The sequence below is a fragment of the Lachnospira intestinalis genome, assembly GCF_040095895.1.
GTDB lineage: Bacteria > Bacillota > Clostridia > Lachnospirales > Lachnospiraceae > Lachnospira > Lachnospira intestinalis.
Map to the genome: position 1 here is coordinate 169,441 of NZ_JBBMFS010000002.1, position 24,840 is coordinate 194,280.

At 41.5% G+C, this 24,840-nt stretch carries 26 protein-coding genes; all 26 read left to right on the forward strand.

Annotated features, from left to right (window positions below):
- Nucleotides 1–8: 8 nt before the first annotated feature.
- Entirely contained in the window at nt 9–278 is a 270-nt protein-coding gene (gene fliQ, locus WMO37_RS03010; RefSeq protein ID WP_022433368.1) for a flagellar biosynthesis protein FliQ, read from the forward strand.
- A 14-nt stretch (nt 279–292) separates the two neighbouring features.
- The gene (fliR, locus tag WMO37_RS03015) at nt 293–1,072 is read left to right on the forward strand and encodes a flagellar biosynthetic protein FliR (protein ID WP_022433367.1); all 780 of its coding nucleotides are present in this window, start codon (nt 293–295) and stop codon (nt 1,070–1,072) included.
- 4 nt (nt 1,073–1,076) lie between these two features.
- Nucleotides 1,077–2,219, forward strand: coding sequence for a flagellar biosynthesis protein FlhB (gene flhB / locus WMO37_RS03020; RefSeq protein WP_022433366.1), 1,143 nt, complete (start codon nt 1,077–1,079; stop codon nt 2,217–2,219).
- A 132-nt stretch (nt 2,220–2,351) separates the two neighbouring features.
- Entirely contained in the window at nt 2,352–4,391 is a 2,040-nt protein-coding gene (gene flhA, locus WMO37_RS03025; RefSeq protein ID WP_022433365.1) for a flagellar biosynthesis protein FlhA, read from the forward strand.
- Complete coding sequence (gene flhF, locus WMO37_RS03030; protein ID WP_349154281.1) at nt 4,392–5,744, forward strand: flagellar biosynthesis GTPase FlhF; 1,353 nt, start codon at nt 4,392–4,394, stop codon at nt 5,742–5,744.
- Nucleotides 5,744–6,625, forward strand: coding sequence for a MinD/ParA family protein (locus WMO37_RS03035; RefSeq protein WP_022433363.1), 882 nt, complete (start codon nt 5,744–5,746; stop codon nt 6,623–6,625). The genes flhF and WMO37_RS03035 overlap by 1 nt, the downstream gene beginning before the upstream one ends.
- A gap of 15 nt (nt 6,626–6,640) precedes the next feature.
- A complete protein-coding gene (gene cheB / locus WMO37_RS03040; RefSeq protein ID WP_022433362.1) occupies nt 6,641–7,852 on the forward strand; it encodes a chemotaxis-specific protein-glutamate methyltransferase CheB in 1,212 nt (403 codons plus the stop codon).
- 1 nt (nt 7,853) lies between these two features.
- Complete coding sequence (locus tag WMO37_RS03045; RefSeq protein WP_022433361.1) at nt 7,854–9,932, forward strand: chemotaxis protein CheA; 2,079 nt, start codon at nt 7,854–7,856, stop codon at nt 9,930–9,932.
- Nucleotides 9,933–9,964: 32 nt separating this feature from the next.
- A complete protein-coding gene (locus WMO37_RS03050; RefSeq protein WP_022433360.1) occupies nt 9,965–10,432 on the forward strand; it encodes a chemotaxis protein CheW in 468 nt (155 codons plus the stop codon).
- A 16-nt stretch (nt 10,433–10,448) separates the two neighbouring features.
- Nucleotides 10,449–11,078, forward strand: coding sequence for a chemotaxis protein CheC (locus WMO37_RS03055; protein WP_022433359.1), 630 nt, complete (start codon nt 10,449–10,451; stop codon nt 11,076–11,078).
- Nucleotides 11,079–11,174: 96 nt separating this feature from the next.
- Nucleotides 11,175–11,660: a chemotaxis protein CheD gene (locus WMO37_RS03060; protein WP_022433358.1), complete on the forward strand. Its 486-nt coding sequence runs from the start codon at nt 11,175–11,177 to the stop codon at nt 11,658–11,660.
- A 39-nt stretch (nt 11,661–11,699) separates the two neighbouring features.
- Nucleotides 11,700–11,984 carry a hypothetical protein gene (locus WMO37_RS03065; protein ID WP_022433357.1) on the forward strand — a complete coding sequence of 95 codons (285 nt, stop codon included), beginning with the start codon at nt 11,700–11,702 and terminating at the stop codon, nt 11,982–11,984.
- 45 nt (nt 11,985–12,029) lie between these two features.
- Entirely contained in the window at nt 12,030–12,791 is a 762-nt protein-coding gene (locus tag WMO37_RS03070) for a sigma-70 family RNA polymerase sigma factor (protein ID WP_022433356.1), read from the forward strand.
- 74 nt (nt 12,792–12,865) lie between these two features.
- Nucleotides 12,866–14,473: a flagellar assembly protein A gene (locus WMO37_RS03075; RefSeq protein WP_022433355.1), complete on the forward strand. Its 1,608-nt coding sequence runs from the start codon at nt 12,866–12,868 to the stop codon at nt 14,471–14,473.
- Between the two features lie 20 nt (nt 14,474–14,493).
- The gene (locus WMO37_RS03080; protein WP_022433354.1) at nt 14,494–14,805 is read left to right on the forward strand and encodes a hypothetical protein; all 312 of its coding nucleotides are present in this window, start codon (nt 14,494–14,496) and stop codon (nt 14,803–14,805) included.
- 23 nt (nt 14,806–14,828) lie between these two features.
- Nucleotides 14,829–15,620, forward strand: a complete 792-nt coding sequence (locus tag WMO37_RS03085; RefSeq protein ID WP_022433353.1) for a DUF6115 domain-containing protein — start codon at nt 14,829–14,831, stop codon at nt 15,618–15,620.
- 8 nt (nt 15,621–15,628) lie between these two features.
- Nucleotides 15,629–16,180, forward strand: a complete 552-nt coding sequence (locus tag WMO37_RS03090) for an MltG/YceG/YrrL family protein (protein ID WP_022433352.1) — start codon at nt 15,629–15,631, stop codon at nt 16,178–16,180.
- 174 nt (nt 16,181–16,354) lie between these two features.
- A complete protein-coding gene (gene rpsB / locus WMO37_RS03095; protein ID WP_022433351.1) occupies nt 16,355–17,083 on the forward strand; it encodes a 30S ribosomal protein S2 in 729 nt (242 codons plus the stop codon).
- Nucleotides 17,084–17,218: 135 nt separating this feature from the next.
- Nucleotides 17,219–18,145 (forward strand): translation elongation factor Ts, encoded by a 927-nt coding sequence (gene tsf / locus WMO37_RS03100; RefSeq protein WP_022433350.1) that lies wholly within the window; start codon nt 17,219–17,221, stop codon nt 18,143–18,145.
- 210 nt (nt 18,146–18,355) lie between these two features.
- Nucleotides 18,356–19,054 carry a bactofilin family protein gene (locus WMO37_RS03105; RefSeq protein WP_022433349.1) on the forward strand — a complete coding sequence of 233 codons (699 nt, stop codon included), beginning with the start codon at nt 18,356–18,358 and terminating at the stop codon, nt 19,052–19,054.
- A 121-nt stretch (nt 19,055–19,175) separates the two neighbouring features.
- Nucleotides 19,176–19,874: a UMP kinase gene (pyrH, locus tag WMO37_RS03110; RefSeq protein ID WP_022433348.1), complete on the forward strand. Its 699-nt coding sequence runs from the start codon at nt 19,176–19,178 to the stop codon at nt 19,872–19,874.
- Between the two features lie 60 nt (nt 19,875–19,934).
- On the forward strand, nt 19,935–20,486 hold the full coding sequence (gene frr / locus WMO37_RS03115) for a ribosome recycling factor (protein WP_022433347.1): 552 nt from the start codon (nt 19,935–19,937) through the stop codon (nt 20,484–20,486).
- Between the two features lie 198 nt (nt 20,487–20,684).
- On the forward strand, nt 20,685–21,419 hold the full coding sequence (uppS, locus tag WMO37_RS03120) for an undecaprenyl pyrophosphate synthase (RefSeq protein WP_022433346.1): 735 nt from the start codon (nt 20,685–20,687) through the stop codon (nt 21,417–21,419).
- A 4-nt stretch (nt 21,420–21,423) separates the two neighbouring features.
- Nucleotides 21,424–22,233: a phosphatidate cytidylyltransferase gene (locus WMO37_RS03125; RefSeq protein ID WP_022433345.1), complete on the forward strand. Its 810-nt coding sequence runs from the start codon at nt 21,424–21,426 to the stop codon at nt 22,231–22,233.
- Between the two features lie 73 nt (nt 22,234–22,306).
- Nucleotides 22,307–23,449 (forward strand): 1-deoxy-D-xylulose-5-phosphate reductoisomerase, encoded by a 1,143-nt coding sequence (locus WMO37_RS03130; protein WP_349154282.1) that lies wholly within the window; start codon nt 22,307–22,309, stop codon nt 23,447–23,449.
- Between the two features lie 16 nt (nt 23,450–23,465).
- Nucleotides 23,466–24,824, forward strand: a complete 1,359-nt coding sequence (gene rseP, locus WMO37_RS03135) for an RIP metalloprotease RseP (protein ID WP_349154283.1) — start codon at nt 23,466–23,468, stop codon at nt 24,822–24,824.
- Nucleotides 24,825–24,840: the final 16 nt, after the last annotated feature.

Here is a 24,840-nt window from a genome sequence, read left to right on the forward strand (position 1 = left end):
AGACTTGTATGGATGCAGGCGATATTATTTCGATTGGAAGACAGACGGTCTGGATTATTATAAAGACATCGGTTCCAATTCTTCTGGTGTCAATGATTGTAGGTCTGATCATCAGTCTTTTGCAGACATTGACGTCAATACAGGAACAGACACTTACATTCGTCCCGAAACTGCTGGCAATTATGCTTGCACTGATGATTATGGGACCGTGGCTGCTGAATGAAATCGTTTCTTATATGAATATTTTATGGGGCAGTTTTGCCCAGTATATTAGCTGATTAAGGAGTTACAGATGATGGATTTCGAGGTTGCGTTAGATCAATTTGAAATTTTTATATTGATATTAATGCGGATGGCTTCTTTTGTCTATACGGCTCCTTTTTTTAATACATCGGGGACACCGCAGAAAACAAAAGTCGGCTTCTCGGTATTTTTATCTATTTTGGTTTACAGCTTACAGGGCAGTGATGTTTCTGTGTCATACAACGGGGTAATCGGATATGCGGCATTGGTGCTTGAAGAAGTGGCAGTAGGGCTTCTGCTGGGAGCGGTTACATCATTTTGCACACAGATTATTCTGTTTTCCGGTAAGATTATTGATATGGATACAGGTATTTCCATGGCACAGATTTATGATCCGACGACACGTATGCAGGTCGGTATCATGGGGAATTTTTATTACTACCTTGTCATGCTTCTGTTGATTGTAAGTGGACTGCACCGGTATCTGGTAGCGGCAATTGTGGAAACTTATAATGCAATTCCGGTAGGTGGCGTAAAGTTTTCCTCTACGATTTATACGGATATTTTGAAATTCGTCAGTGAATATTTCGTGATTGGATTTCGTATTGCGCTTCCGGTATTTGCGGTCATGCTGCTGGTAAACTGTATTCTTGCCATTATGGCGAAGGTTTCACCGCAAATGAATATGTTTGTAGTCGGTATCCAGTTAAAATTATTTGTAGGACTTTTGGTGATTTATTTTACAATTTCCATGCTGCCTGCGGTATCCGGCTACATATTGGAAGAAATAGAAACCATATTTGCAGCACTGGTAAGAGGAATGAGTTAGTGACATGATGGAATTGGAGAATTTGGTATTGGCATACAATCTCCAGTTTTTTGCAAAAGACGGTCCGGGTGGTGAAAAAACAGAACCGGCGACCAGCAAGAAACTGGATGATGTCAGAAAAGAAGGACAGGTAGCGAAAAGCAAGGAACTGATTTCAGCAGTATCTCTGCTTGCACTATTTGTATTGATTAAAGTTTACATTGGGATAGTAGGTGAAAAATTACTGAAAGTATTTCAGGATTTTTACAATACATTTGATAAAATTATATCAAGCAGTGCCACAGGGCTTCCGATGAATCTTTCACTGGAGGCAGTCAAACAGATGCTGATATCAATAGTGCTGATTGCGGCCCCGTTTTTGATTGTGGCAGTTATCATTGCATTTTTATTAAATGTTTTACAGCAGAAATGGATGGTAACGGCAAAGCCGTTACAGCCGAAAGCCAGTAAAATCAGTCCGTTAAGCGGATTTAAGCGGATTTTTTCGGTAAAACAGCTGGTGGAACTGCTAAAGGCTATTGCGATGATGGCGGTTATCGGCATAGTAGCTTATCAGACGATTAAAGATAAACTGCCGTTGATACTGACATTTTACAACATTCCGTTATATACGGCGATTGCGGCAGTCGGGAATATTCTGGTTGACATGGGAATTAGAGTAAGTGCCGTCTTTTTGATCATCGGCTTTGCTGATTTAATTTTCCAGCGGCATAAGTTTAAAACAGACAATATGATGACCAAACAGGAAGTTAAAGATGAATTTAAGAATTCCGAAGGTGATCCGCAGGTAAAAGGTCAGGTCAAGCGGCGTATGATGGAAATTTCAAGACGAAGAATGATGGAAGCACTGCCGGAGGCAGATGTTGTCATTACCAACCCGACACATTTTGCGGTTGCGCTAAAATATGAACCGAACTCGGGCAAAGCACCGGTGGTTATTGCAAAAGGTGCGGATTATCTGGCCTTCCAGATTAAGGATAAGGCAAAAGAATATCATATTGAAATTGTGGAAAATAAACCGCTTGCGAGAATCCTTTATCACAATGTCGATATTGGCATGGAGATTCCACCGGAATTATATCAGGTTGTAGCGGAAATTCTTGCGAGAGTCCTGCAGCCGGGTAAACAAAAAACGATGCTGTTATAAAATGGTATGGGGATCAGATAGAAAAAAAGACAAAATGTTACAAATATTTGAAATGTAAAAAGAAAAATGATAGAATAAATACATATGTGACATTTGAAAAAATATTAAAATAGACGAAAGGAGAATGGAATAATGAGCGTAAAGAAGAATGACTTATTCATGGGTTTGTATCTGCTTGCAGCAGTTATATTCTTCATTATTTCTATTCCTTCATGGTTGTTGGATATTATGCTTGCTATCAATATCGGAATAGCACTGATTATTTTATTTAATACATTATATGCAAAAGAGGTTCTGGATATGGCGGCATATCCGACCATGCTGCTCTTTACGACATTGTTTCGTATTTCGTTAAATGTATCTTCAACAAAACTGATTTTAAAAAATGGTGATGCCGGACATGTTGTTGAAACATTCGGAGAATTTGTGGGCGGCGGTAATTTGATTATTGGTGTTATTATCTTTGTCATCATCATTATTATCCAGTTTATTGTTATCAATAAAGGTACAGAACGAGTTTCAGAAGTAACGGCGCGATTCACACTGGATGCGATGGCAGGTAAACAGATGGCAATCGACTCCGATCTGAATACAGGTGCCATTACGGATAAGGAAGCGGCACTCAGAAGAAAGAAGTTACAGCAGGAAAACAGCTTCTTTGGTTCTATGGATGGTGCGACAAAGTTCGTAAAAGGTGATGCAACGGCAGGTTTAATTATTACCGGTATCAACATTATCGGTGGTATTGCCATGGGTATGCTCTATGGCGGAATGACAATTAATGAGGCATTGTCAAAGTATACCATTCTTACTATCGGTGATGGCCTGTCCAGCCAGATTCCGTCACTGCTCATTTCTCTTGCAACCGGTATTCTTGTAACGAAGGCTTCCAGCGAGGGTGAGCTTGGTGATGAGATGGTAGGACAGCTGTTCTCCATGGACAGGGTTTTGCTGATGGTTGGTGCGGCAATGGCATTTTTAGGAGCATTTACACCACTGCCGTGGTATGTCTTCATTCCGATTGGCGTGGCACTGATTATATACAGCCGTAAAGTGGGGGCAGATGCAGGTGCTGCCAAGATAGAAGAAGAGGTTGAACAGGAAGAAACAGAAGCACAGGAAATCCGTAAACCGGAAAATGTAGTATCACTGCTTAATGTAGACCCAATCGAACTGGAATTTGGTTATGGTATTATTCCGCTTGCAGATGTGAATCAGGGTGGTGACCTGCTTGACCGTGTCGTTATGATTCGTCGTCAGGTAGCCTTGGAGCTGGGTGCGGTTGTGCCGATTATCAGACTGCGTGATAATATCCAGTTAAATCCGAACCAGTATGTTATTAAGATTAAGGGAATCCAGGTCAGCGAAGGAGAAATTTTATTTGACCATTATATGGCGATGAATCCGGGATATGTCGAAGAAGAAATTACCGGTATTCCGACCTTTGAACCGTCTTTCCATCTTCCGGCAATCTGGATTACGGAAAGTCAGAGAGAACGTGCGGAATCCTTAGGCTATACGGTTGTTGATCCGCCGTCTATTATTGCAACGCATCTGACGGAAGTGATTAAGCAGCATCTTTCAGAACTGCTTACAAGACAGGATGTTCAGAATCTTATTAATAATATTAAAGACAATAATACAGCATTAATGGATGAACTTGTACCGAAGCTGATGAGTATCGGTGAAATCCAGAAAGTATTACAGAATCTTCTCTCAGAGGGAATTTCAATCCGTGACCTTGTTACAATTTTTGAAACCCTTGCTGATCATGCAGCAGTTACAAGAGATACGGATATTCTGACAGAATATGTCAGACAGAGTCTGAAACGTGCAATTTCAGGCAAATATTTCCCTGTTGATGAGGTAACAAGTGTTGTTACATTAGACCCGGCAGTGGAACAGGAGATTATGGGTGCTGTAAAGAATACAGAACAGGGGTCTTACCTGACGCTTGATCCGGAACGGACGAAAAAAATCATGCAGTCTTTGGGCGAACAGTTAAAGAAGCTTGAAGATATGGGAAAAAATCCAATTGTGATTACTTCGCCGATTGTCAGAATGTATTTTAAGAAGCTGGCAATGGATTATTATAAGGATATTATTGTAATTTCTTACAATGAAGTAGAATCAAATATTGAATTACAATCAGTTGGGATGGTGACAGCATAAATGATAGTAAAGAAATTTCAGGCACCGACGGAAACAGAAGCAGTATTAAAGGCGAGAGATGAACTGGGCAGTTCAGCCGTCGTATTAAATGTAAAAACATTGAAACAGCGTGGAATTTTCAGGCTGTTTCGGAAAGATATGGTAGAAATTACGGCTGCACAGGAAGAAAACGAAGGTGCAGGTGAAAAAAGCAGGACTTCTTTTGATGAAATTGCAGGGGATGTCCTTGCAGATACAGACATGCCGGCACAGGAAGGTCCGGCAGCGGCATATACACCGTCAGGTTACGCACCGCGCGTGTCAATGCCGGTAAGCAGCCCGCGCCCGGCAGGGGCCTATCAGCCGTCCTCACAGGTGTCGGCAGCGGATACTGCGGCAATTGAGCAGAAGTTAGATTCTCTCCAGCAGCTTTTAAAGAACCGCATGGATTATGACTATACGGTATCGAAAGAAAGAACGGCAGACCGGGCAGCGCAGGATGTTCAGAACAGCTATGAATTGAATGGTGCAGATGAAGGCAGACGTGTGGTGCAGGAACGTGAAAATACCAATTACAGATTTTTGCAGCTTATATATAAGAAGATGCTTGAAAATGATGTGAATGAAAAATGTGCAGACAGCATTATCGGTGATATTGAAAATTCTTTAAAAAAGGAATCCAATATTGACAGTATTCTGGCAGCAGTATATCAGAAAGTGATTTTAAAACTGGGTGAACCCCATATTATTACATTACAGGAAGATAAGCCAAAGGTTGCCTTTTTTATCGGTCCGACAGGTGTCGGAAAGACAACGACGATTGCAAAGATTGCTTCCAAATTTAAACTGGAAGAACATGCAAGAGTTGCATTTATTACATCAGATACTTATAGAATTGCAGCGGTTGAACAGCTCAATACCTATGCTTCTATTATATCCTGTCCGGTGAGTGTCGTTTATTCGGCAGACGAACTGGAACATTGTCTGGAAGAGTATAAGGATTATGACCTGATTCTGGTAGATACAGCAGGAAGATCCCATAAGGCTGAAGGGCAGATGGATGAGCTGATGGAACTGATTGAAAGAACCAGACAAAAAAGCGATGAATTTGATGTGGATATTTATCTGACATTAAGTGTTACAACCAAAAGTAAGGACCTTGTCAGCATTGTAGAGCGCTATCAGGATATTAAAGACTGGTCGGTTATTTTTACAAAACTGGATGAGACCTGTTCGCTTGGCAATATTCTCAATATCAGAATGATAACAGATGCACCGTTGTCATATACGACACTGGGACAAAATGTGCCGAATGATATTGAAGTGATTGATAAGCAGGCGTTGGCAAAACAACTTCTGGGAGGAGCTGAATAATGGATCAGGCAGAAAATTTAAGGAAAATCATGCAGCAAAAGGAAGAACAGGCAAAAGAAGCAGCACGTGTGATTGCAGTTACCAGTGGAAAGGGAGGCGTTGGAAAATCCAGTGTGTCCGTTAATCTGGCGATTCAGTTTGCGCGAATGGGAAAAAGTGTTGTAATTTTAGATGCCGATTTTGGTCTTGCCAATGTAGAAGTTATGTTTGGTGTGATTCCGAAATATAATCTGAGTGATTTGCTGTATAACGGGCGGGAATTGAAAGAGATCATCTGTGAGGGACCGGAGGGAATCCAGTTTATTTCCGGCGGTTCGGGAATTGCCAATCTTGCAAATTTTGACAAAGAGCAGGTGAAACGGCTGATTAATAAAATGACGGAACTTGAAAAAATAGCAGATATTGTTATTATTGATACAGGCGCCGGTATTAACCCAAGCGTTATGGAATTCCTGATTTCCAGTCCTGAAACGATTCTGGTAACAACACCGGAACCGACTTCTGTAACAGACTCTTATGCGCTGCTAAAGGCTCTGAGCATGACAGAAGGGTTCCAGGGGAAAAATACAACCGTTAAAATGATTGCAAACAGGGTGTCTGATGCAGGTGAAGGAAAGAATCTATATGAAAAGCTGAGTATGGTTGTTTCTAAATTTTTGAATATTAATATTGAATTTCTCGGTGTTATTCCGCAGGATAGTTACATTACAAAGGCAATTATGAAACAGAAGCCGGTTTCCATTATGTATCCGAATGCGGCGGCTTCAAAGCAGTTTGAAGCGATTGCAAAGAAATTGTCCGGCACACAGCAGGATGTTTCGGATTCAAGAAGAGGGATCAGGGGATATTTTAAGAACTTTTTTGCAAAAAAGAATGTGTAAAAGGAGTTGATAAATATGTCGAAAAAAATATTAATTATTGATGACTCTGCACTCATGAGAAGAGTAATATCTGATATAATTAAGTCAGGCAATGAGTACGAGGTTGCGGCAATTGCAAAAGACGGCCTGGAGGGATACGAATATATCCGCCAGAATCCGACACTTTACAGTGCAGTTATTCTTGATATTAATATGCCAAAGATGAATGGATTACAACTCCTGCAGAAGCTTCAGCGTGAGCATATTGAGCAGACCGTTATTGTTGTCAGTACGGTGGCGAAAGAGGGCGCACGGGAAACAATTCAGGCATTGGAATACGGGGCATTCGATTTCGTTACAAAACCGGAAAATTATCTGGAAACGAAAAGCGAAAGCTTTAGAAAACGTATTCATGAGATGCTTAATGTTGCGACCAGCACTAAAAAGACACTTGAAAGAGTCAGTGCTTCTTCCGTATCCAGAGCCGTACCGTCAGGAAGCAGCCGGTTTACACCGGGAAAAACGCAGGATGAAGCTGCAAGAGAACAGCGCCGCATGGCGGGCGCAGAAGCTTTAAAGGCAATCCGTGCCAGAACCGGGACAGCACAAAGTGCGGCACCGGCTAAAAAAGTAGATGGGAAGTTATATAAGGATGTGAAAACGAATTGTAAAAAGGTCGTGGCACTTGCCTGCTCAACAGGCGGACCAAAGTCCTTGCAACAGGTCATCCCGATGCTCCCTAGAAATCTGGATGCAGGTGTTGTGCTGGTACAGCATATGCCGGCAGGTTTTACAGCCTCGCTTGCACAACGGCTGGATGAGATGAGTGACGTACAGGTAAAGGAGGCAGAAGACGGAGATATTATCCGCAGAGGGCATGTCTATATTGCGCCGGGCGGAAAACATTTAAGAATTGTAAAAAATGGTTCAGGACATAAGATACAGTTAAGTGATGAACCGGCAATTGAAGGATTAAGACCTTGTGCCAACATTATGTATGAATCATTAGAACGGTGTGATTACGATGAAATCACCTGTGTAGTGCTTACCGGTATGGGAGCAGATGGAACCAAAGGAATCAAGGGCCTTTCAGACAGACATAAAAAGATTTATGTCATCGCGCAGGATGAAGACACCAGTGTGGTGTATGGAATGCCAAAGGCCATCGCTCAGACGGGACTGGTTAATGAGGTAGTACCGCTTAACCGTGTCGCTGAAGTAATTACGAAGAACGTGGGGGTATCATAAGATGGATGTTAGCCAGTATTTAGAGATTTTTCTTGATGAATCAAATGAACATTTACAGACACTGAGTGACCAGTTAATTATTCTGGAAAAAGAACCGGATAACAGTGATACGATTAATGAAATATTCCGTGCAGCCCATTCTTTAAAAGGTATGGCCGGCACAATGGGATATAAGAGAATGCAGAATCTGACACATGATATGGAAAATGTATTTTCCGAAGTCAGAAACGGCAATATGGAAGTGAATTCAAATCTTGTGGATGTATTATTCCAGTGTCTGGATGCACTGGAAACCTATGTGGACAACATCAGGGAAACACAGGACGAAGGAACAGATGATAATGAACCGATTATCAAAGCACTGAATGCGTTTATCGCATCAGAAGGTAAAGGAAATGCAGCACCGGCGGCAAAGAAGGAAGAAGCACCGGCAGCAACAGCCTCAGCTGCACCGGCAGATGATAAGGATATGCCGCTTGCAGATTTTGAAAAGAATGCAGTTAACGAAGCGTTAAAAAAGAATCTTCATGTATACAAGATTAAGGTCAGCGTAGATGAGAATTGTATTTTAAAGGCTGCCAGAGCGTTTCTTGTATTTAAAAATCTTGAAGGACATGGTGATATCATTAAATCAGAACCGTCTGTACAGGATATTGAAGATGAGAAGTTTGACTTTGATTTCAGCATTATTGTTGTAACAGAAGAAAAATATGATAATATCATTGCATTAATTAAGAATGTATCTGAAATCAAGGATGCGGCAGGCCAGGAAATTACGCAGCCTTTCCCTGAGGAACAGACAGAAGAAGCAAAAGAAGAAAAGAAGGAAACATCAGCAGTATCACAGACTGCAAAACCGGCAGCTGCAAAACCGGCTGCAAAGAAGCCTGCTTCTACAGGCAAGACATCCGGTTCAGTCAGCCATACAGTACGAGTAGATATTGAAAAGCTTGATGTTTTAATGAACCTTGTCAGTGAATTAATTATTGCAAAGAACGGTCTTGTATCTGCAAGTCATGTTGAAGGTGATGAAGCAGCTGCACTGAACCAGAGTTTCACAGAACAGATTGAATACCTTGAAAGAGTAACAACGAACCTTCATGAATCCGTTATGAAGGTGCGTATGATGCCAATTGAAAGTGTATTCAGCAGATTCCCACGAATGATTCGTGATCTGAACAAGAAGCTTGGCAAGAAGATGGAGTTATATATGTCAGGTGAAGATACAGAGCTTGATAGAACGGTTATCGATGAAATCGGTGACCCGATTATGCACTTATTAAGAAATTCTGCTGACCACGGTCTTGAAAGCGCTGAAATCAGAAAAGAACGCGGTAAGAGCGAAGTGGGCTCTATTTTCCTTGATGCGTTCCAGGAAGGTAACAATGTTGTTATCGAAGTCCGTGATGACGGTAATGGTATTGATACAGAAAAGGTAAAAGCAAAGGCAGTTGAAAAAGGTACAATTACACAGGAACAGGCTGATGTCATGACAGATAAAGAAGCAATCGATTTATTATTCAGACCAAGCTTTTCAACTGCTGAAAAGGTAACAGATGTATCCGGTCGTGGTGTTGGACTTGACGTTGTAAAATCAAAGATTGAAGCCCTGGGTGGTGATGTTGAAGTTAAGACAAAGTACGGTGAAGGAAGTACATTCAGTATCCGTCTTCCATTAACACTTGCCATTATTCAGGCATTGATGGTTAAGCTCGGAGATGAAAAGTATGCGATTTCACTTGGTTCTATTGAAACCATCGAAGATATTCCTGTAAGTGATATCAAGTATGTACATGCCAAAGAAGTGATTCATTTAAGAGGTAATGTTATTCCGTTAATCCGTTTAAGAGATTTACTGGATGTTCCGGGAGAACCGGAAGAATCAGAAAATATTACAGTCGTTGTCGTAAGAAAAGGCGATAAGCAGGCAGGACTTGTAGTAGACAGTCTGATTGGCCAGATGGAAATCGTTATTAAATCACTTGGTAAGTATATCCGTATCAATAAGATGATTAGTGGCGCAACAATCTTAGGAGATGGTTCTGTAGCCCTGATTATTGATGCAAATACGCTTGTATAGGGGAAGATGCTACAGAAAGGATGGGTATAAATATGGAACAGGTAAAAGCAATTACAACAGAGCAGGAAGCAGAAACTGCCGTTCAGTATATCGTGGTAAGAATTGGCAACGAACAGTATGGTATCAATATTAAATATATTGATAATATTGTCAGGAACCAAAAGATTACCCGCGTGCCAAAGACACAGACATATTATAAAGGTGTCATCAATCTGCGCGGTGAAATTATTCCGGTTATGAGCATCCGCTTAAAACTGGGACTTGAAGACGATGAATTTACAGATAAGACCAGAATCATCATTGTAAAAATCGAAGGTGCTACCATTGGTGTTATTGTAGATCAGGTAAGAGAGGTTGTAACACTGGATGATGACAATACAGAAAAAATCACAAGAACCTCAAGAGATGATGCAGCATCAGGTTATATCAGCAGCATCGGAAAGAGCAAGGGTGAACTGATTTCTTTATTAGATATTGTCGGTCTGATCGTAGAGAACTAAAGAAAGCGGTGGGAATATGGCAAAAATAAGTCTTGACGGATTGGACGCCATGCAATATGACGTTTTAAAGGAAATAGGAAATATTGGTGCAGGAAATGCAACAACAGCATTATCAAAGTTGTTAAGCATCAAGATGGATATGTCTGTTCCGAATGTTGCATTACTGCCTTTTCAGGATATTTCTTCCGTGATTGGATCAGAAGATCAGACAGTAGTTGGAATCTTACTGGGTATTGAGGGTGACATTGATGGGATGATGATGTTCTTATTTGATATGAAATCAGCACACCATCTTGTAAATTCATTAATGATGAGAGATGTTACAACCGATGAAGATTTGGGCGCGGAAAGCTTTACGGAAATAGAAATGTCAGCATTAAATGAAATTGGAAATATTGTTTCTGGTTCTTATTTAAATGCGCTTTCCACCCTGACAAATTTAAAGATGATATGTACAGTACCGTCACTGACCGTAGATATGGTAGGTGCACTGCTGAGTGTGCCGGCAGCCGAGTTTGGTAAATATGGCGATAAGCTGCTTATGATTCAGTCAGAATTTGGCGAGATGGATTTTGTTACAGGATACTTCCTGTTAATCCCTGAACTTGATTCTTATGACAAAATTTTGGCATCACTTGGTATGTAAGACTTAAAATTTTTTTTCAGCTTGCGGGAGAAATTTGTCCCGCAGGCTGTGTTTCTTGAAACTGTAAAGATTAGAAAAAAGAATGGACAGTTGTATATGGGGAATATGATAAAAGTTGGCATGGCGGATCTGAAAGTCTGTAAATGTCCAGATGCGCTTACAACATTAGGTCTTGGTTCCTGTGTGGGCGTTGCATTATACGATCCGGTGACAAAGGTAAGTGGATTGCTGCATTGTATGCTTCCAGACAGTACACAGATTAGAAATAATTCAAATGTTGCAAAATTTGCAGATACAGGAATTGATGAATTAATTCGACAGATGGAAAACCTCGGGGCTTCAAAAAGCCGCCTGGTCGCAAAAATGGCGGGTGGTGCACAGATGTTTGCCATGGCATCGCAGAATGAATCACTGCGGGTAGGTGAACGGAATGCAGCAGCAGCCAGAGCTAAATTAAAAGAATATAGAATCCGTCTTCTCGCAGAAGACTGTGGTTTAAATTATGGACGAACTGTAGAGTTTTACTCAGAGACAGGGGATTATGTTATAAAGTCGGTAGGTAAGCCTCAAAAGACAATTTAATAACAAACAGCAAAAAAGAAAAATAGATTGGGAGGGAATATGCGTAAGTTTAGAAATATTCCTGCGTTGGTTACATTGCTTGCAGGTTTTGTCAGTAGTGTGGTTATGATTATACAAAAGTATTCGCTGGTACATTTTCTGTGGGTATTGGTCGCAGTTATGGCAGGGTTTTATATGGCAGGGCTTCTTTTGAGAGTAATATTAAATAAGGCATTTAAGGATTTAGAAACAGAAGAAGAAAAACCGTCAGAGGATGAAGGTACAGCAGGAGAAGGCGAAGGCACGCCGGAACAGACAGAAGAAGAACAGCAGGAAGAAAAGTAATTTTCCGAAGTAGTTTAATCAAATGATGGGCTGGGGGCGGCAGTAATGGACGAAGTAGGTAGAAATAAACTGTGGCAGGAATATATGCAGACAGGAAAGAGTGAAATCCGGGAACAGCTTATTGCAGAATATGCGCAATTGGTCAAGCTTGTCGCCGGACGACTCAGTATGTATCTGGGCTATAATGTAGAATATGATGATTTGGTAGGCTATGGCATTTTTGGATTAATCGATGCCATAGATAAATTTGATTACAGCAAAAATGTAAAGTTTGAAAGTTATGCTAGTCTTAGAATCCGTGGCGCAATACTGGACCAGATTCGTAAAATGGACTGGCTTCCGCGGTCAATCCGTCAGAAGCAGAAAAAAATAGATGCGGCGATGTCTAAAATTGAAACAGAAAAAGGGCATGTGGCAACCGATGAGGAAATCGCCGAAGAATTAGAAATAACAGTAGACGAATTAAACAGCTGGCAGGGGCAGACCAAAGCCTCTAACCTGATTTCATTGGATGAATATACGGAAACGGGCAGTGAGGCAAAGATAGAGTCAGTAACAAATACGCACTTTGACCAGCCGGAAGAAGTGCTGGAAAAAGAAGAATTGAAAATAAAATTAACAGAAGCAATCAATTCCTTAACAGAAAAAGAAAGAAATGTTATTACATTGTATTATTATGAGGAAATGACATTAAAAGAAATTAGTCTTGTATTAAATGTTTCAGAATCAAGGGTTTCCCAGCTGCATACCAAAGCACTTGGCAGAATGCGTAAAACACTGGGTGAGTATCTGGACATTATATTATAAAGGAACTGCATCAGCCCGGATTTATAATTTAGAAGTGTTGTGCAGGTGTAAATACATCAGATGGGAGAAAGCATATGGTAGAGTGTATTGGCGGGTATTTTCAATTTTCAGTAAAAGCGGACGGGTTGTATTTTACAGTATATCCTCCGAAAAGCGGCGAACAGCCGGCAACAGTGGCAGATGCATTATATTATCTGGATAAAAAGAAAATTATGGATTGTGACACCGTAAAGATGAAAGAAGCTTTTTCAAAAGCGAAAGAAGCACCGTTTACGGTAAAGGTTTCAGATGCAGGAGCGTTGGAGAGCCGGGAGTTCGGCATATATACCATGAGTTCGGATTTAATGGAGATGGAAGCTGTATTTTATCCGCCGTTTGAAGGTGCGGGAATGCTGGATGAAGATGAAATTATCAAAGATATCCAGCATCTGGGCGTGAAAAACGGAATTAAAACAGACGTTGTCAAAGATTTTCTGGCACACCGCCGTTACGGACACCGTTATGTGATTGCGGTGGGAACGGCAGCGACAGAGGGCAGTGACGGTTATATTGAATATAAATTCAATACAGAATTAAAACCGACACCAAAGATGAACGATGATGGTACAGTTGATTTCCATACACTTGAAAATGTGAATCACATCAGAAAGGGTGAGGTTGTTGCCGTGCTTCATCCGGAAGACCGCGGTACACCGGGAGAAGATCTGCTTGGAAGAAAGGTCATGCCGAAAAAGGTAAAACACGTGATTTTCCGCCATGGACGGGATCTGACGGTTTCGGAAGACGGATTACAGCTGATTAGCAGTGTCAGCGGTCATGTAACCCTGGAAAATGACAAAGTATTTGTATCCAATGTACTGGAAATCGTTGATGTAGATAATTCTACCGGTGATATTGATTACCAGGGGAATGTTAATATTAAAGGCAATGTCCTTGCGGGATTCAGTGTAAAAGCGACCGGCGATATTGCAGTAAGTGGTATCGTGGAAGGTGCAACAATTGTCGCAGGCGGCAATATCACCTTCAACCGTGGTGTGCAGGGGATGAACCGTGCAGTCATTAAAGCAGGCGGCAATATCGTTACGAAATTCCTTGAATCTGTAGAACAGGTAGAAGCAGGCGGCAGTATTGAAACAGATTCTATTTTACATAGTAAGGTCAATGCAAAAGGCAGCATTAAGGCGGCAGGCAAAAAAGGACTGATTATCGGTGGGGAAGTCCGTTCCATGACACTGGTTGAAGCAAAAGTGATTGGCAATGAACTTGGTACGGCAACGGTTATCGGTGTCGGTGTTGACCCGGCAGCCAAAAGACGTCTGGACGAATTGCAAAAGAGTCTTCAGACAATGGGTGCAAATAAAATACAGTTGAATCAGATTATAACAGCATTGCGTAAAAAGCAGGATTTAGAAGGTGAACTTTCACAGGATAAAAAAGAAATGCTGCAAAAAACTATGAAAAATATGCTGATAATTGATAAGGAACTGGCAGAACAGAAGAAAGAATTTGAAGATTTACAGTCGGTTGTTTCGGAAGACAGCAATGCCAGAATTAAAGTATACGGAACAGCGTATGCAGGAACGAAGCTTGTATTTGGTGATCAGTTTATGTTTATCAAAGAAAAGTATGACCATTGTCAGTTTATCAAAGAGCGGGCAGACATTAAGAGCGCTTTATTATAAAAGCAGAATGGGAGCGGAAAATGATTGTAAGGCCGGTAGATTTTGCAGTAGTACAGCAGATGAATGAAGTTTCACATATTAAACAGGAAGAAAACCAGAGACCTGTTGTGGAACAGCAGACGATAACGACACAGGTTCAAAAAGAAACAGATACAAAAGCAGAACAGGTTCAGCATAAAGAGAATGCCGATAACCACCAGAAAAAGTATGATGCCAAGGATAAGAGCCAGAATGAATATCCGGATGGACACCATCAGGGTAAAAAGGGTTCTAAAGACGGAAAGTTCTTTATAAAGGGACAGGAAATCGTAGACATCGATATCAAAATTTGAAAAGACACGGAAAAGAGGAACATATGGTAATACTGGAAGTCATTTTGGCTGTCTGCGGAATTTTGTGTATTGCTGCAAGCTTTCTGCTTACAGAAGATGAACAAAAAACTTCAGAGCAGGCAAAACAACCGGAAAAGACAGTGTTGTCCGACGGACAGAAAGAGGAAATCCGCCGTCAGGTCAATGAACTGGTGACAGAAGAACTCAATGCAATTAATGAACGCACAGAAGCATCTCTTGATAAAATTTCCAATACAAAAATTTTGGAAATGAACGATTATGCAGATACGGTGATGGGTGAGATTAATAAAAGCCACAATGAGGCCGTATTTTTATACGATATGCTCAATGAAAAGGCAAAGGAAGTAAAGAATACAGTTAAAGACGTCAACATTGCAAAGCATGAAGTAAAAAAAATGCAGAACGATATAGCAGCTGAACCGGTATCGTCAGTGCAGCAGGCAGTGCCGTCACAGCAGGAACAGACGGACAACGCGGCATATACCGCTACCGTGCGGGATGTTGCAAAAGAACGGTTGTCTGAACTGGTGAAGCAGAGCAACGAAAAGGCAAGAATTTCAGAAGAACAGGGCAAATCCAAAAATCAGGCAGGAAAGTTAAAGTCGATTGTCAGTGGTGAGCCGGAAATTGATGAAATACCGGAAAATCCACAGGACGGCAGTCCGGAAAGCATTGTATACCTTTACAGAAAGGGAATGATGGTGCGGGATATTGCAAAACAGCTTGGTATCGGCGTTGGCGAGGTCAGTCTGATTATCGGGCTGCATGAGAAAGAAAAGCAGAGTGCAGAATGAGGATGGCAATGAAATTAAAATATTATTTAAGAGGAGCCGGTATTGGAATAGTGGCAACAACACTTGTTTTTTCTATTGCCAATGCAGTTTCATCAGCAAATAAGAGGCTGGTAACAGGGACAGAGCAGACATCAACAGAAAGCTCAATACTTGCATATACCCAGAAAGATACACAGGCAGAAACCATAAAACAGGAAGAAGAGACTACAAAAGAACAGACAACTGTTGTACAGGAAGAAACCACTACACAGGAAGAAACGACAATCGGTCAGGAAACAACGGCAGCCACAGAAGCATCAGAACCGGAAACACAAGGCCAGCCGCAGACCCGGGCAGCACTTTATCTGCCGGGAGATGAGGTACAGATTGAAATCGGAAGCGGATATACGGCGACACAGGTGGCAGATATGTTTCTGTCAGCAGGGATTATCAGTGACAGAGATGGTTTTATCGGTTATATGGCAGCGTCCGGCAACTCAACCAAAATGATTGCAGGAACGCATATTGTAAAGAAAAATGATTCTTTTGAAAATCTGGCGAATGTCATTACAAGCCGTTAGCAGAAGCATTAGCAAAAAAATGTAAAAAAACGCTTGCATTATTTTAAAAGAATTGTTATAATTCAATTCGTGTGAAAAAACATATAGGTGGATTTTATAGCTGGTGCCGGTATACGCGCCGGTGGTTATAAGAGCAGAAGCCTATAAAAGAATCAAAACCATGGAGGTATTAAAATGAGCGTAATTTCAATGAAGCAGTTACTTGAAGCAGGTGTTCACTTCGGACATCAGACAAGAAGATGGAACCCTAAGATGTCTGAGTACATCTACACAGAAAGAAACGGTATCCATATCATCGACTTACAGAAGTCTGTAGGTAAGGTTGATGAAGCTTATAAGGCGATTTCTGATATCGTAGCAGATGGCGGCACAATTCTTTTCGTAGGTACAAAGAAGCAGGCTCAGGATGCAATCGCAACAGAAGCAGAGCGTTGTGGAATGTTCTATGTTAACGAAAGATGGTTAGGCGGTATGCTTACAAACTTCAAGACAATCCAGAGCAGAATCAACAGATTAAAAGAAATCGAAGCAATGCAGGAAGACGGCACATTTGATGTTCTTCCTAAGAAGGAAGTTATCAACTTAAAGAAGGAAATGGAAAAGCTTACAAAGAACCTTGGCGGTATCAAGGAAATGAAGAAGCTTCCGGATGCAATCTTTATCGTTGACCCTAAGAAGGAAAGAATCTGTGTACAGGAAGCACAGGCACTTGGCATCAAGTTAATCGGTATTGTAGATACAAACTGTGATCCGGATGAATTAGATTATGTAATTCCGGGTAATGATGACGCTATCAGAGCTGTTAAGTTAATCGTTTCTAAGATGGCTGATGCAGTAATCGAAGCAAATCAGGGTGTAGAAGAAGCTCCGGCTGAAGAAGCAGAAGCTGTAGAAGAAGCTTAATTTACACGAAACACAGATAGAAATGCTGATAAGTAGTTGAGAGATTATTTATGGCTCTAAAATGCTTCAGCCTGAAAGAAACAGGTTGAGGCATTTTTTAAAGTTTTTTAATAAATGAAAGTGGAGGAATTACAAATGGCAGCAGTTACAGCAGCAATGGTAAAAGAATTAAGAGAAATGACAGGCGCAGGTATGATGGATTGTAAGAAGGCTCTTGCAAACACAGACGGCGATATGGACAAGGCTGTAGAATATTTAAGAGAAAACGGTATGGCAAAGGCAGCTAAGAAAGCTGGCAGAATTGCAGCAGAAGGTATCGTTAAGACTGTAGTTGAAGGTACTAAGGCAGCAATCGTAGAAGTAAATTCAGAAACAGACTTCGTTGCAAAGAATGCAGATTTCAACGCATATGTTGAAGATGTTGCAGCACAGGCTTTAACAACAAAGGCAGCTGATATTGATGCATTTTTAGCAGAAAGCTGGAACAAGGATTCATCTAAGACTGTAGCAGATGCTTTAGCAGGACAGATTGCCGTAATCGGTGAAAACTTAAAGATTAGAAGATTCGCCCAGTTAGAAGAAGCAAATGGTTTCATTGCTTCTTACATTCACATGGGTGGTAAGATTGGTGTATTAGTAGATGTTGAGACAGATGTTGTAAATCCTGCAATTGAAGAAATGGCTAGAAACGTAGCTATGCAGGCAGCAGCTTTAAAGCCAATGTACACAAACAGAGATGAAGTTGATGCAGACTACATCGCTAAGGAAACAGAAATCATTACAGCAGCAGCTAAGAATGAAAAGCCGGATGCAAACGATAAGATTATCGAAGGTATGGTTAAGGGACGTATCAATAAGGAATTAAAGGAAATCTGCCTTCTTGACCAGGTATACGTTAAGGCTGAAGACGGAAAGCAGAGCGTATCTGCATACGTTGCTTCTGTAGCAAAAGAAAACAATGCTAACATCAAGATTAAGGGATTTGTTCGTTTTGAAACAGGCGAAGGTATCGAAAAGAAGAACGAAGACTTCGCAGCAGAAGTTGCAGCACAGTTAAAGTAATCTTTGATTCAAATCATGCACTGATAATACAGATAAATCATAATAGTCCTCAGATTGCCGGGAAGACCGGCGGTTTGGGGATTTTTGTATTATGCCGGATTAATATAAAGAATGTATTATCTGAATCAAAGGATAAAATAACATCTTCATTTATCAGACATTTTATGATATACTAAAAAAGCAGTGCAAAGTGGTTGGAGGTGTGCGACAATGGGCTTATTTAAAGACAATAAAAGTGAATCCAGACAATTTTTTGAACCGGACATTCAACCGGATATTTTGGAGGAGAAAAAGGAAATGTTATCTGAAGGTGAACAGCTGGGTTCTGATATTGACAGAGTGATTAATGAAAGAAGTAATGATATAGAGCATATGGACATATTAGATGATGATTCAGTAGAAGAAACAGCAGTCATTACCGCGGGACTGACTGTTACAGGTAATCTTGATTCTACGGGTTCTATTGATATCTATGGTACGGTGGAAGGCGATGTCAGCTGTATGGGCAAATTAACCGTCAGTGGTGTAGTACGCGGTGCAATCGGCGCCAATGAAGTGTTTGCAAATGATGCACAGATAGAAGGTGACATTCACGCTACCGGTTCTGTAAAGATTGGCAAAGGCACTGTAATTATCGGTGATTTATACGGAACTTCTGCGGTAATTGCAGGTGCGGTCAAGGGAAATATTGACATCGAAGGTCCTGTTATTGTAGATTCTACAGCAATCGTCGTTGGCGATATGAAATTTAAGACGGTACAGATTAACAACGGTGCAACCATTGAGGGCAGATGCTCCCAGTGCTACGGTGATGTCAATACAGAGGCAGTGTTCCAGAAGAATCCTTTTGCAAAGGCAGAACAAAAAGCAGAACCGGCAGAGGTGGCAGAAGAAACGGATATGCAGTAAAATCCAGAAGATATTTAACGGCAGAAGCTGACTTGCCGGAGCAGATATACATAAAGAACAGCATACCGGCAGTAATGAAGAAATAAAAAGCGCGAGAGCAGCAGAGAGGAAATCAAAACACATGAAAAGAGTTATTTTAAAATTAAGCGGAGAAGCATTAGCAGGTGAGCAGAAGTCAGGATATGATGATGCACTGATTGCAGATATTGCAAGACAGGTCAAGGCAATTATTGATAAAGGAATTGATGTCGGCGTGGTAATTGGCGGTGGCAACTACTGGAGAGGACGCTCCAATGATAATATCGATAGAACAAAGGCAGACCAGATTGGTATGCTTGCAACCATTATGAACTGCATTTACGTGTCAGAAATTTTCCGTTCAGAAGGATTAAAGACCAATATCTTAACTCCGTTTGAATGTGGCAGTATGACAAAGCTGTTCTCAAAGGACAGAGCCAACAAGTATTTTGAAAAAGGCATGGTAGTCTTTTTCGCAGGTGGTACAGGTCATCCGTACTTCTCTACAGATACCGGAATTGTGCTTCGTGCGATTGAACTGGATGCAGATGCCATTTTACTGGCAAAGGCGATTGACGGCATTTACGACAGTGACCCGAAGATTAATCCACAGGCAAAGAAGTATGACAAGATTTCCATTCAGGAAGTTGTTGATAAGCAGCTTGGTGTTATTGATATGACCGCATCCGTTATGTGCATGGAAAATAAGATGCCGTTAATGGTATTTGGCTTAAATGAGGACAACAGCATTTTAAATGCCATGACAGGAAAATTCAACGGAACAGTTGTAACAGTTGACTAATTGTCAAAGATATGATAAACAGATAGTAGAAAGAAAAATACAAAACACAGTGAGGTAATTATGAGCGAAATGAAAGAATTCGAAGAAAAAATGGGCAAATCCGTAGATGCGTTACAGGAAGATTACGCAACGATCCGTGCAGGAAGAGCCAATCCGCATATTTTAGATAAGATTAAGGTGGATTATTACGGAACACCGACATCCTTACAGCAGGTTGCCAACATTTCCGTACCGGAAGCCAGAATGATTCAGATTCAGCCTTGGGAAGCCAGCCTGATTAAGGACATTGAAAAGGCAATTTTAGTATCTGAATTAGGTATTACACCGAATAACGACGGTAAGGTTATTCGCCTGGTTTTCCCGGAACTGACGGAAGACAGACGTAAGGAACTGGCAAAGGATATCAAGAAAAAGGGTGATAATGCCAAGGTTGCAATCCGTAACATCAGACGTGATGCCAATGATGCATTTAAGAAGATGAACAAGGGTGGAGAATTATCAGATGATGAACTCAAAGGCAAGGAAGATGAAGTTCAGAAGCTGACAGATAAATATGTAGATATGATTGACAAAGCAATCGACGAAAAGACAAAAGAAATTCTTACAGTATAATACAGGGAAAGCTGTCGCACTAAGGTAAATACATGAATTGTTCCGGTCATAGAAGAATGTATCGGATTCCTTAGTGCGGCAATTTCCATTTTTATTGAAGATGACGGAGTAAAAAAAGAATCTGTGGAATGCAGTTTCAGACTTTTGTTATCGGCAGATATGAATATTGCAGCAGGAAAATGCAGGAATGAGGCAGATATGGATACATTAAATGAAGCATTGGGATTAAAAATTCCGCAGCACGTTGCCGTTATTTTGGACGGAAACGGCAGGTGGGCAAAGCAAAGACACATGCCCCGCACATATGGACATAAGGTTGGCAGTAAGGTTGTTGAAGATATGCTGACGGTTGTAGACGATTTAGGCGTAAAATATTTTACAGTGTATGCATTTTCAACAGAAAACTGGAAGCGTTCTACGGAGGAGGTTTCAACACTGATGACCATTCTGCGTACATATTTAAAGGACTGTGTCAAAAAATCCATGAAAAATAATGTACGGTGCCGTGTGATTGGCAGACGTGAGGAATTAAGTGCAGATATTATCGAAAGCATTGAAAATCTGGAACAAAAGACGAAGAACAACACCGGCTTGCAGTTTACGATTGCGATTAATTACGGTGGCAGGGATGAGATTACAAGAGCGGTGAGAAAGCTTGCCACAAAGGTTTCAAACCACGAACTTGCCCCGGAGGATATTACAGAAGAAATGATTTCTAAGAATCTGGATACATGGGAACTTCCGGATCCGGATTTACTGATCCGCACCAGCGGTGAACAGCGTCTCTCCAATTATCTGCCGTGGCAGCTTGCCTATACGGAATTTTACTTTACAGATGTACACTGGCCGGATTTTAATAAAGAGGAATTGATTCGTGCGTTTGAGAAATATAATAAAAGAGAACGCAGATTTGGCGGTGTAACGGAGGAATAGGACAATGAAAACAAGAATTTTAAGCGGAATTGTTCTGGTAATTATTATGGCTTCGGCATTGGTATGCGGGAGCTGGTATTTATTCGGATTAAATCTAATGATTGCACTGATTGGAATGTTTGAACTGTACCGTGTCATTCATATGGAAAAGACAGTCATGGCATATGCAGGATACATAGCGTGTATACTCTATTATATCTGTATCGGGGCAGGACGGGATGAGTATCTTTTACTGGTACTGGCAGCAGCCGTTATAGCGGTTATGGCAGTCTATGTCTTTGCCTTTCCGAAGTACCGCACGGAAAATGTGTGCATTACCCTTTTAGGACTTGTCTATGTGGCAATGCTGCTTTCTTACATTTATAAGGTGCGTACCTATCATGACGGCATTTACACCGTATGGCTGATATTTGCGGCTTCATGGGTAAACGACACCTTTGCATATTTTACAGGGGTATTTTTCGGCAGACATAAAATGGCGCCGAAGCTTTCACCAAAAAAATCGGTTGAAGGTGGTATCGGCGGTGTTGTAGCATCAGCGGTGATTGGCGGTATTTACGGATTTCTTGTAAGTCCGCATATGTCCGGCGTAATTGCTTACCCGGTTGTGACATTTGCGGCGGCAAGTTTTATCGGCGCATTTTTTGCGATTGTAGGCGATTTGGCGGCATCGGCGATTAAAAGAAACCACGATGTCAAGGATTACGGAACACTGATTCCGGGACACGGCGGCATTTTAGACCGCTTTGACAGTGTTATTTTTACGGCACCGGCAGTTTACTGGGCAGTGTATTTAATCAATCAGTTTTTATAGATTTTAAATGTCAGAAGATTTTATCGGACAGATAAGACAGAAGCGCTGTTTTGGGCGCAGAAAAGAGGAAAAAATGAAGACAATCTCGTTACTGGGTTCTACAGGTTCTATCGGGACACAGACACTGGATGTAATCAGAAGAAATAAAGATATTAAAGTTGCGGCGCTGGCAGCAGGAACAAGGGTCAAAGAACTGGCAGCACAGGCACGTGAATTTAAGCCGGAACTGGTCTGCATCGGCAGTGAAAAACTGGCAGGCGATTTAAAGACAGAGCTGGCGGATATGGACGTACGTATTGTTTCCGGCAGTGAAGGATTAATCGAAGCGGCGACAATCTCTTCAGCAGATATTGTGCTGACGGCAGTTGTCGGCATGATGGGCATTGTACCGACTATCCGCGCAATTGAAGCGGGAAAAGACATTGCACTGGCAAACAAGGAAACACTGGTAACGGCGGGACACATCATTATGCCGCTTGCCAAAGAAAAAAACGTACATATCTATCCGGTAGACAGCGAACATTCCGCAATATTCCAGTCATTAAACGGTGAAAATAAAAAGCAGGCAGAAAAGATTCTGCTGACGGCTTCCGGCGGACCGTTCCGCGGAAAGACAATTGCGGATTTAAAAAATGTAACGGTAGAAGATGCGCTGAATCACCCAAACTGGTCTATGGGTAAAAAAATCACAATAGATTCTTCCACTATGGTAAATAAAGGATTGGAAGTTATGGAAGCACAGTGGCTGTTTGACGTACCGGCAGAAAAGGTGCAGGTTGTTATCCAGCCGCAGAGTATTATTCATTCCATGGTGCAGTTTGTGGATGGCGGCATTATGGCACAACTTGGCAGTCCCGATATGCGTCTGCCGATTCAGTATGCGCTGTATTATCCGGAGAGAAGACCGCTCAATACCGGGCGCGTAGATTTCTTTGAACTGGGTAAAATAACATTTGAAAAACCGGATTTTGAAAATTTCAGGGGCTTAAAGCTTGCCTACGAAGCGGCATCACAGGGCGGCAATATTCCGACGGCATTCAATGCGGCAAATGAAGTGGCAGTCCGCAAGTTTTTAAACCGTGAAATTGCATATCTGGATATACCGGAAATGATTGCATATGCAATGGAGCAGACCGCGTTTAAAGAAAATCCGGACGTAGCACAGATTCTGGAAACGGAACGTGCCGTGACGGAACTGCTTGAGAGCCGTTGGTAAATAAAGGAGGCAGAGGTTGATAGTAAATGTAATACTTGCCATACTCGTTTTAAGTGTCATTATTATCGTACATGAGTTCGGGCATTTTATTGTGGCAAAAGCAAATGGCGTAACAGTTTTGGAATTTGCACTGGGATTTGGTCCGAAGCTGATTCATTTTAAAAAGGGAGAAACCGTATACAGTATCAAACTGCTTCCGTTTGGCGGTTCGTGTATGATGTTAGGCGATGAGTTTATGGAAGCCCAGACCGATGAAGATGAGGACGAACAGGCAGACGAAAAGGACGGCAAGGCAAAGACACTTGAAGAAGAATACGATGCGGACCGTGCATTTTCCAATAAATCTGTGTGGTCGAGAATTGCCATTATCGCGGCAGGTCCGCTGTTTAATTTCCTGCTGGCACTGATTTTATCTATTATTATGATCGGTGTGGATGGCTATGATTTGTGTACCGTTGATAAGGTTTATGACAATTCACCGGCGCAGGAAGCAGGACTTGCAGAGGGCGATACCATTTTAAAAATTAACGGCGATAAGATGAGCTGTTCGAGAGAATATTCATTTTACCGTTATTATAATGCGGCAAAGACCATGAATATTACGTATGAGCGGGACGGACAGAAGTATACAACGCAGCTGACACCGCAGTATACGAAACTCAGCTCTTATAAAATGGGTGTTGTCATCGAACCGGACTGTACAATTCAGAGCGTGACAAAGGATTCCCCGGCAGAAGCGGGTGGCATGCAGGCAAAGGATATTATTCTTTCCGTAGACGGCATTGCCATGGAAAACAGTACACAGTTTACCGAATATTTAAACCGGTCTACAGGGGAAACGTTATCGGTTGTGGTAAGCCGTAACGGGAATCAGGTGACACTTGCGGTTACACCGCAGCTTGTCGAACAGGAAAGCTATTATACAGGACTGGCATCATACGGAGAGTATGTCAAATTATCTCCGGCACAGACGATTGTCTGCGCATTTAAGGAAGTCGGTTACTGGATTGAAATTGTTATTGAAAGTCTTGGCATGATGTTTACGGGACAGGTCGGCATTAACGATTTGACAGGACCGGTAGGAACGGTCAGTGTTATGAGCTCTGTTGTGGAAAGCAGTAAACCGGCAGGCACGGTAGCAGTTTTAATGACATTATTCAGTCTTGCCATTATGATTAGCGCCAACTTAGGTGTCATGAACCTTCTGCCGCTCCCGGCTTTGGACGGCGGACGGCTGGTATTTTTCATTTTAGAGGTGCTGCGCGGCAAACCGGTTAAAAAAGAGCATGAAGGCATGGTGCATTTTGTGGGCATGATACTTTTAATGCTGTTAATGGTCTATGTCATGTTTAAAGATATCAGAGGGTTGTTTTAGATTCGGCAGTAAAATG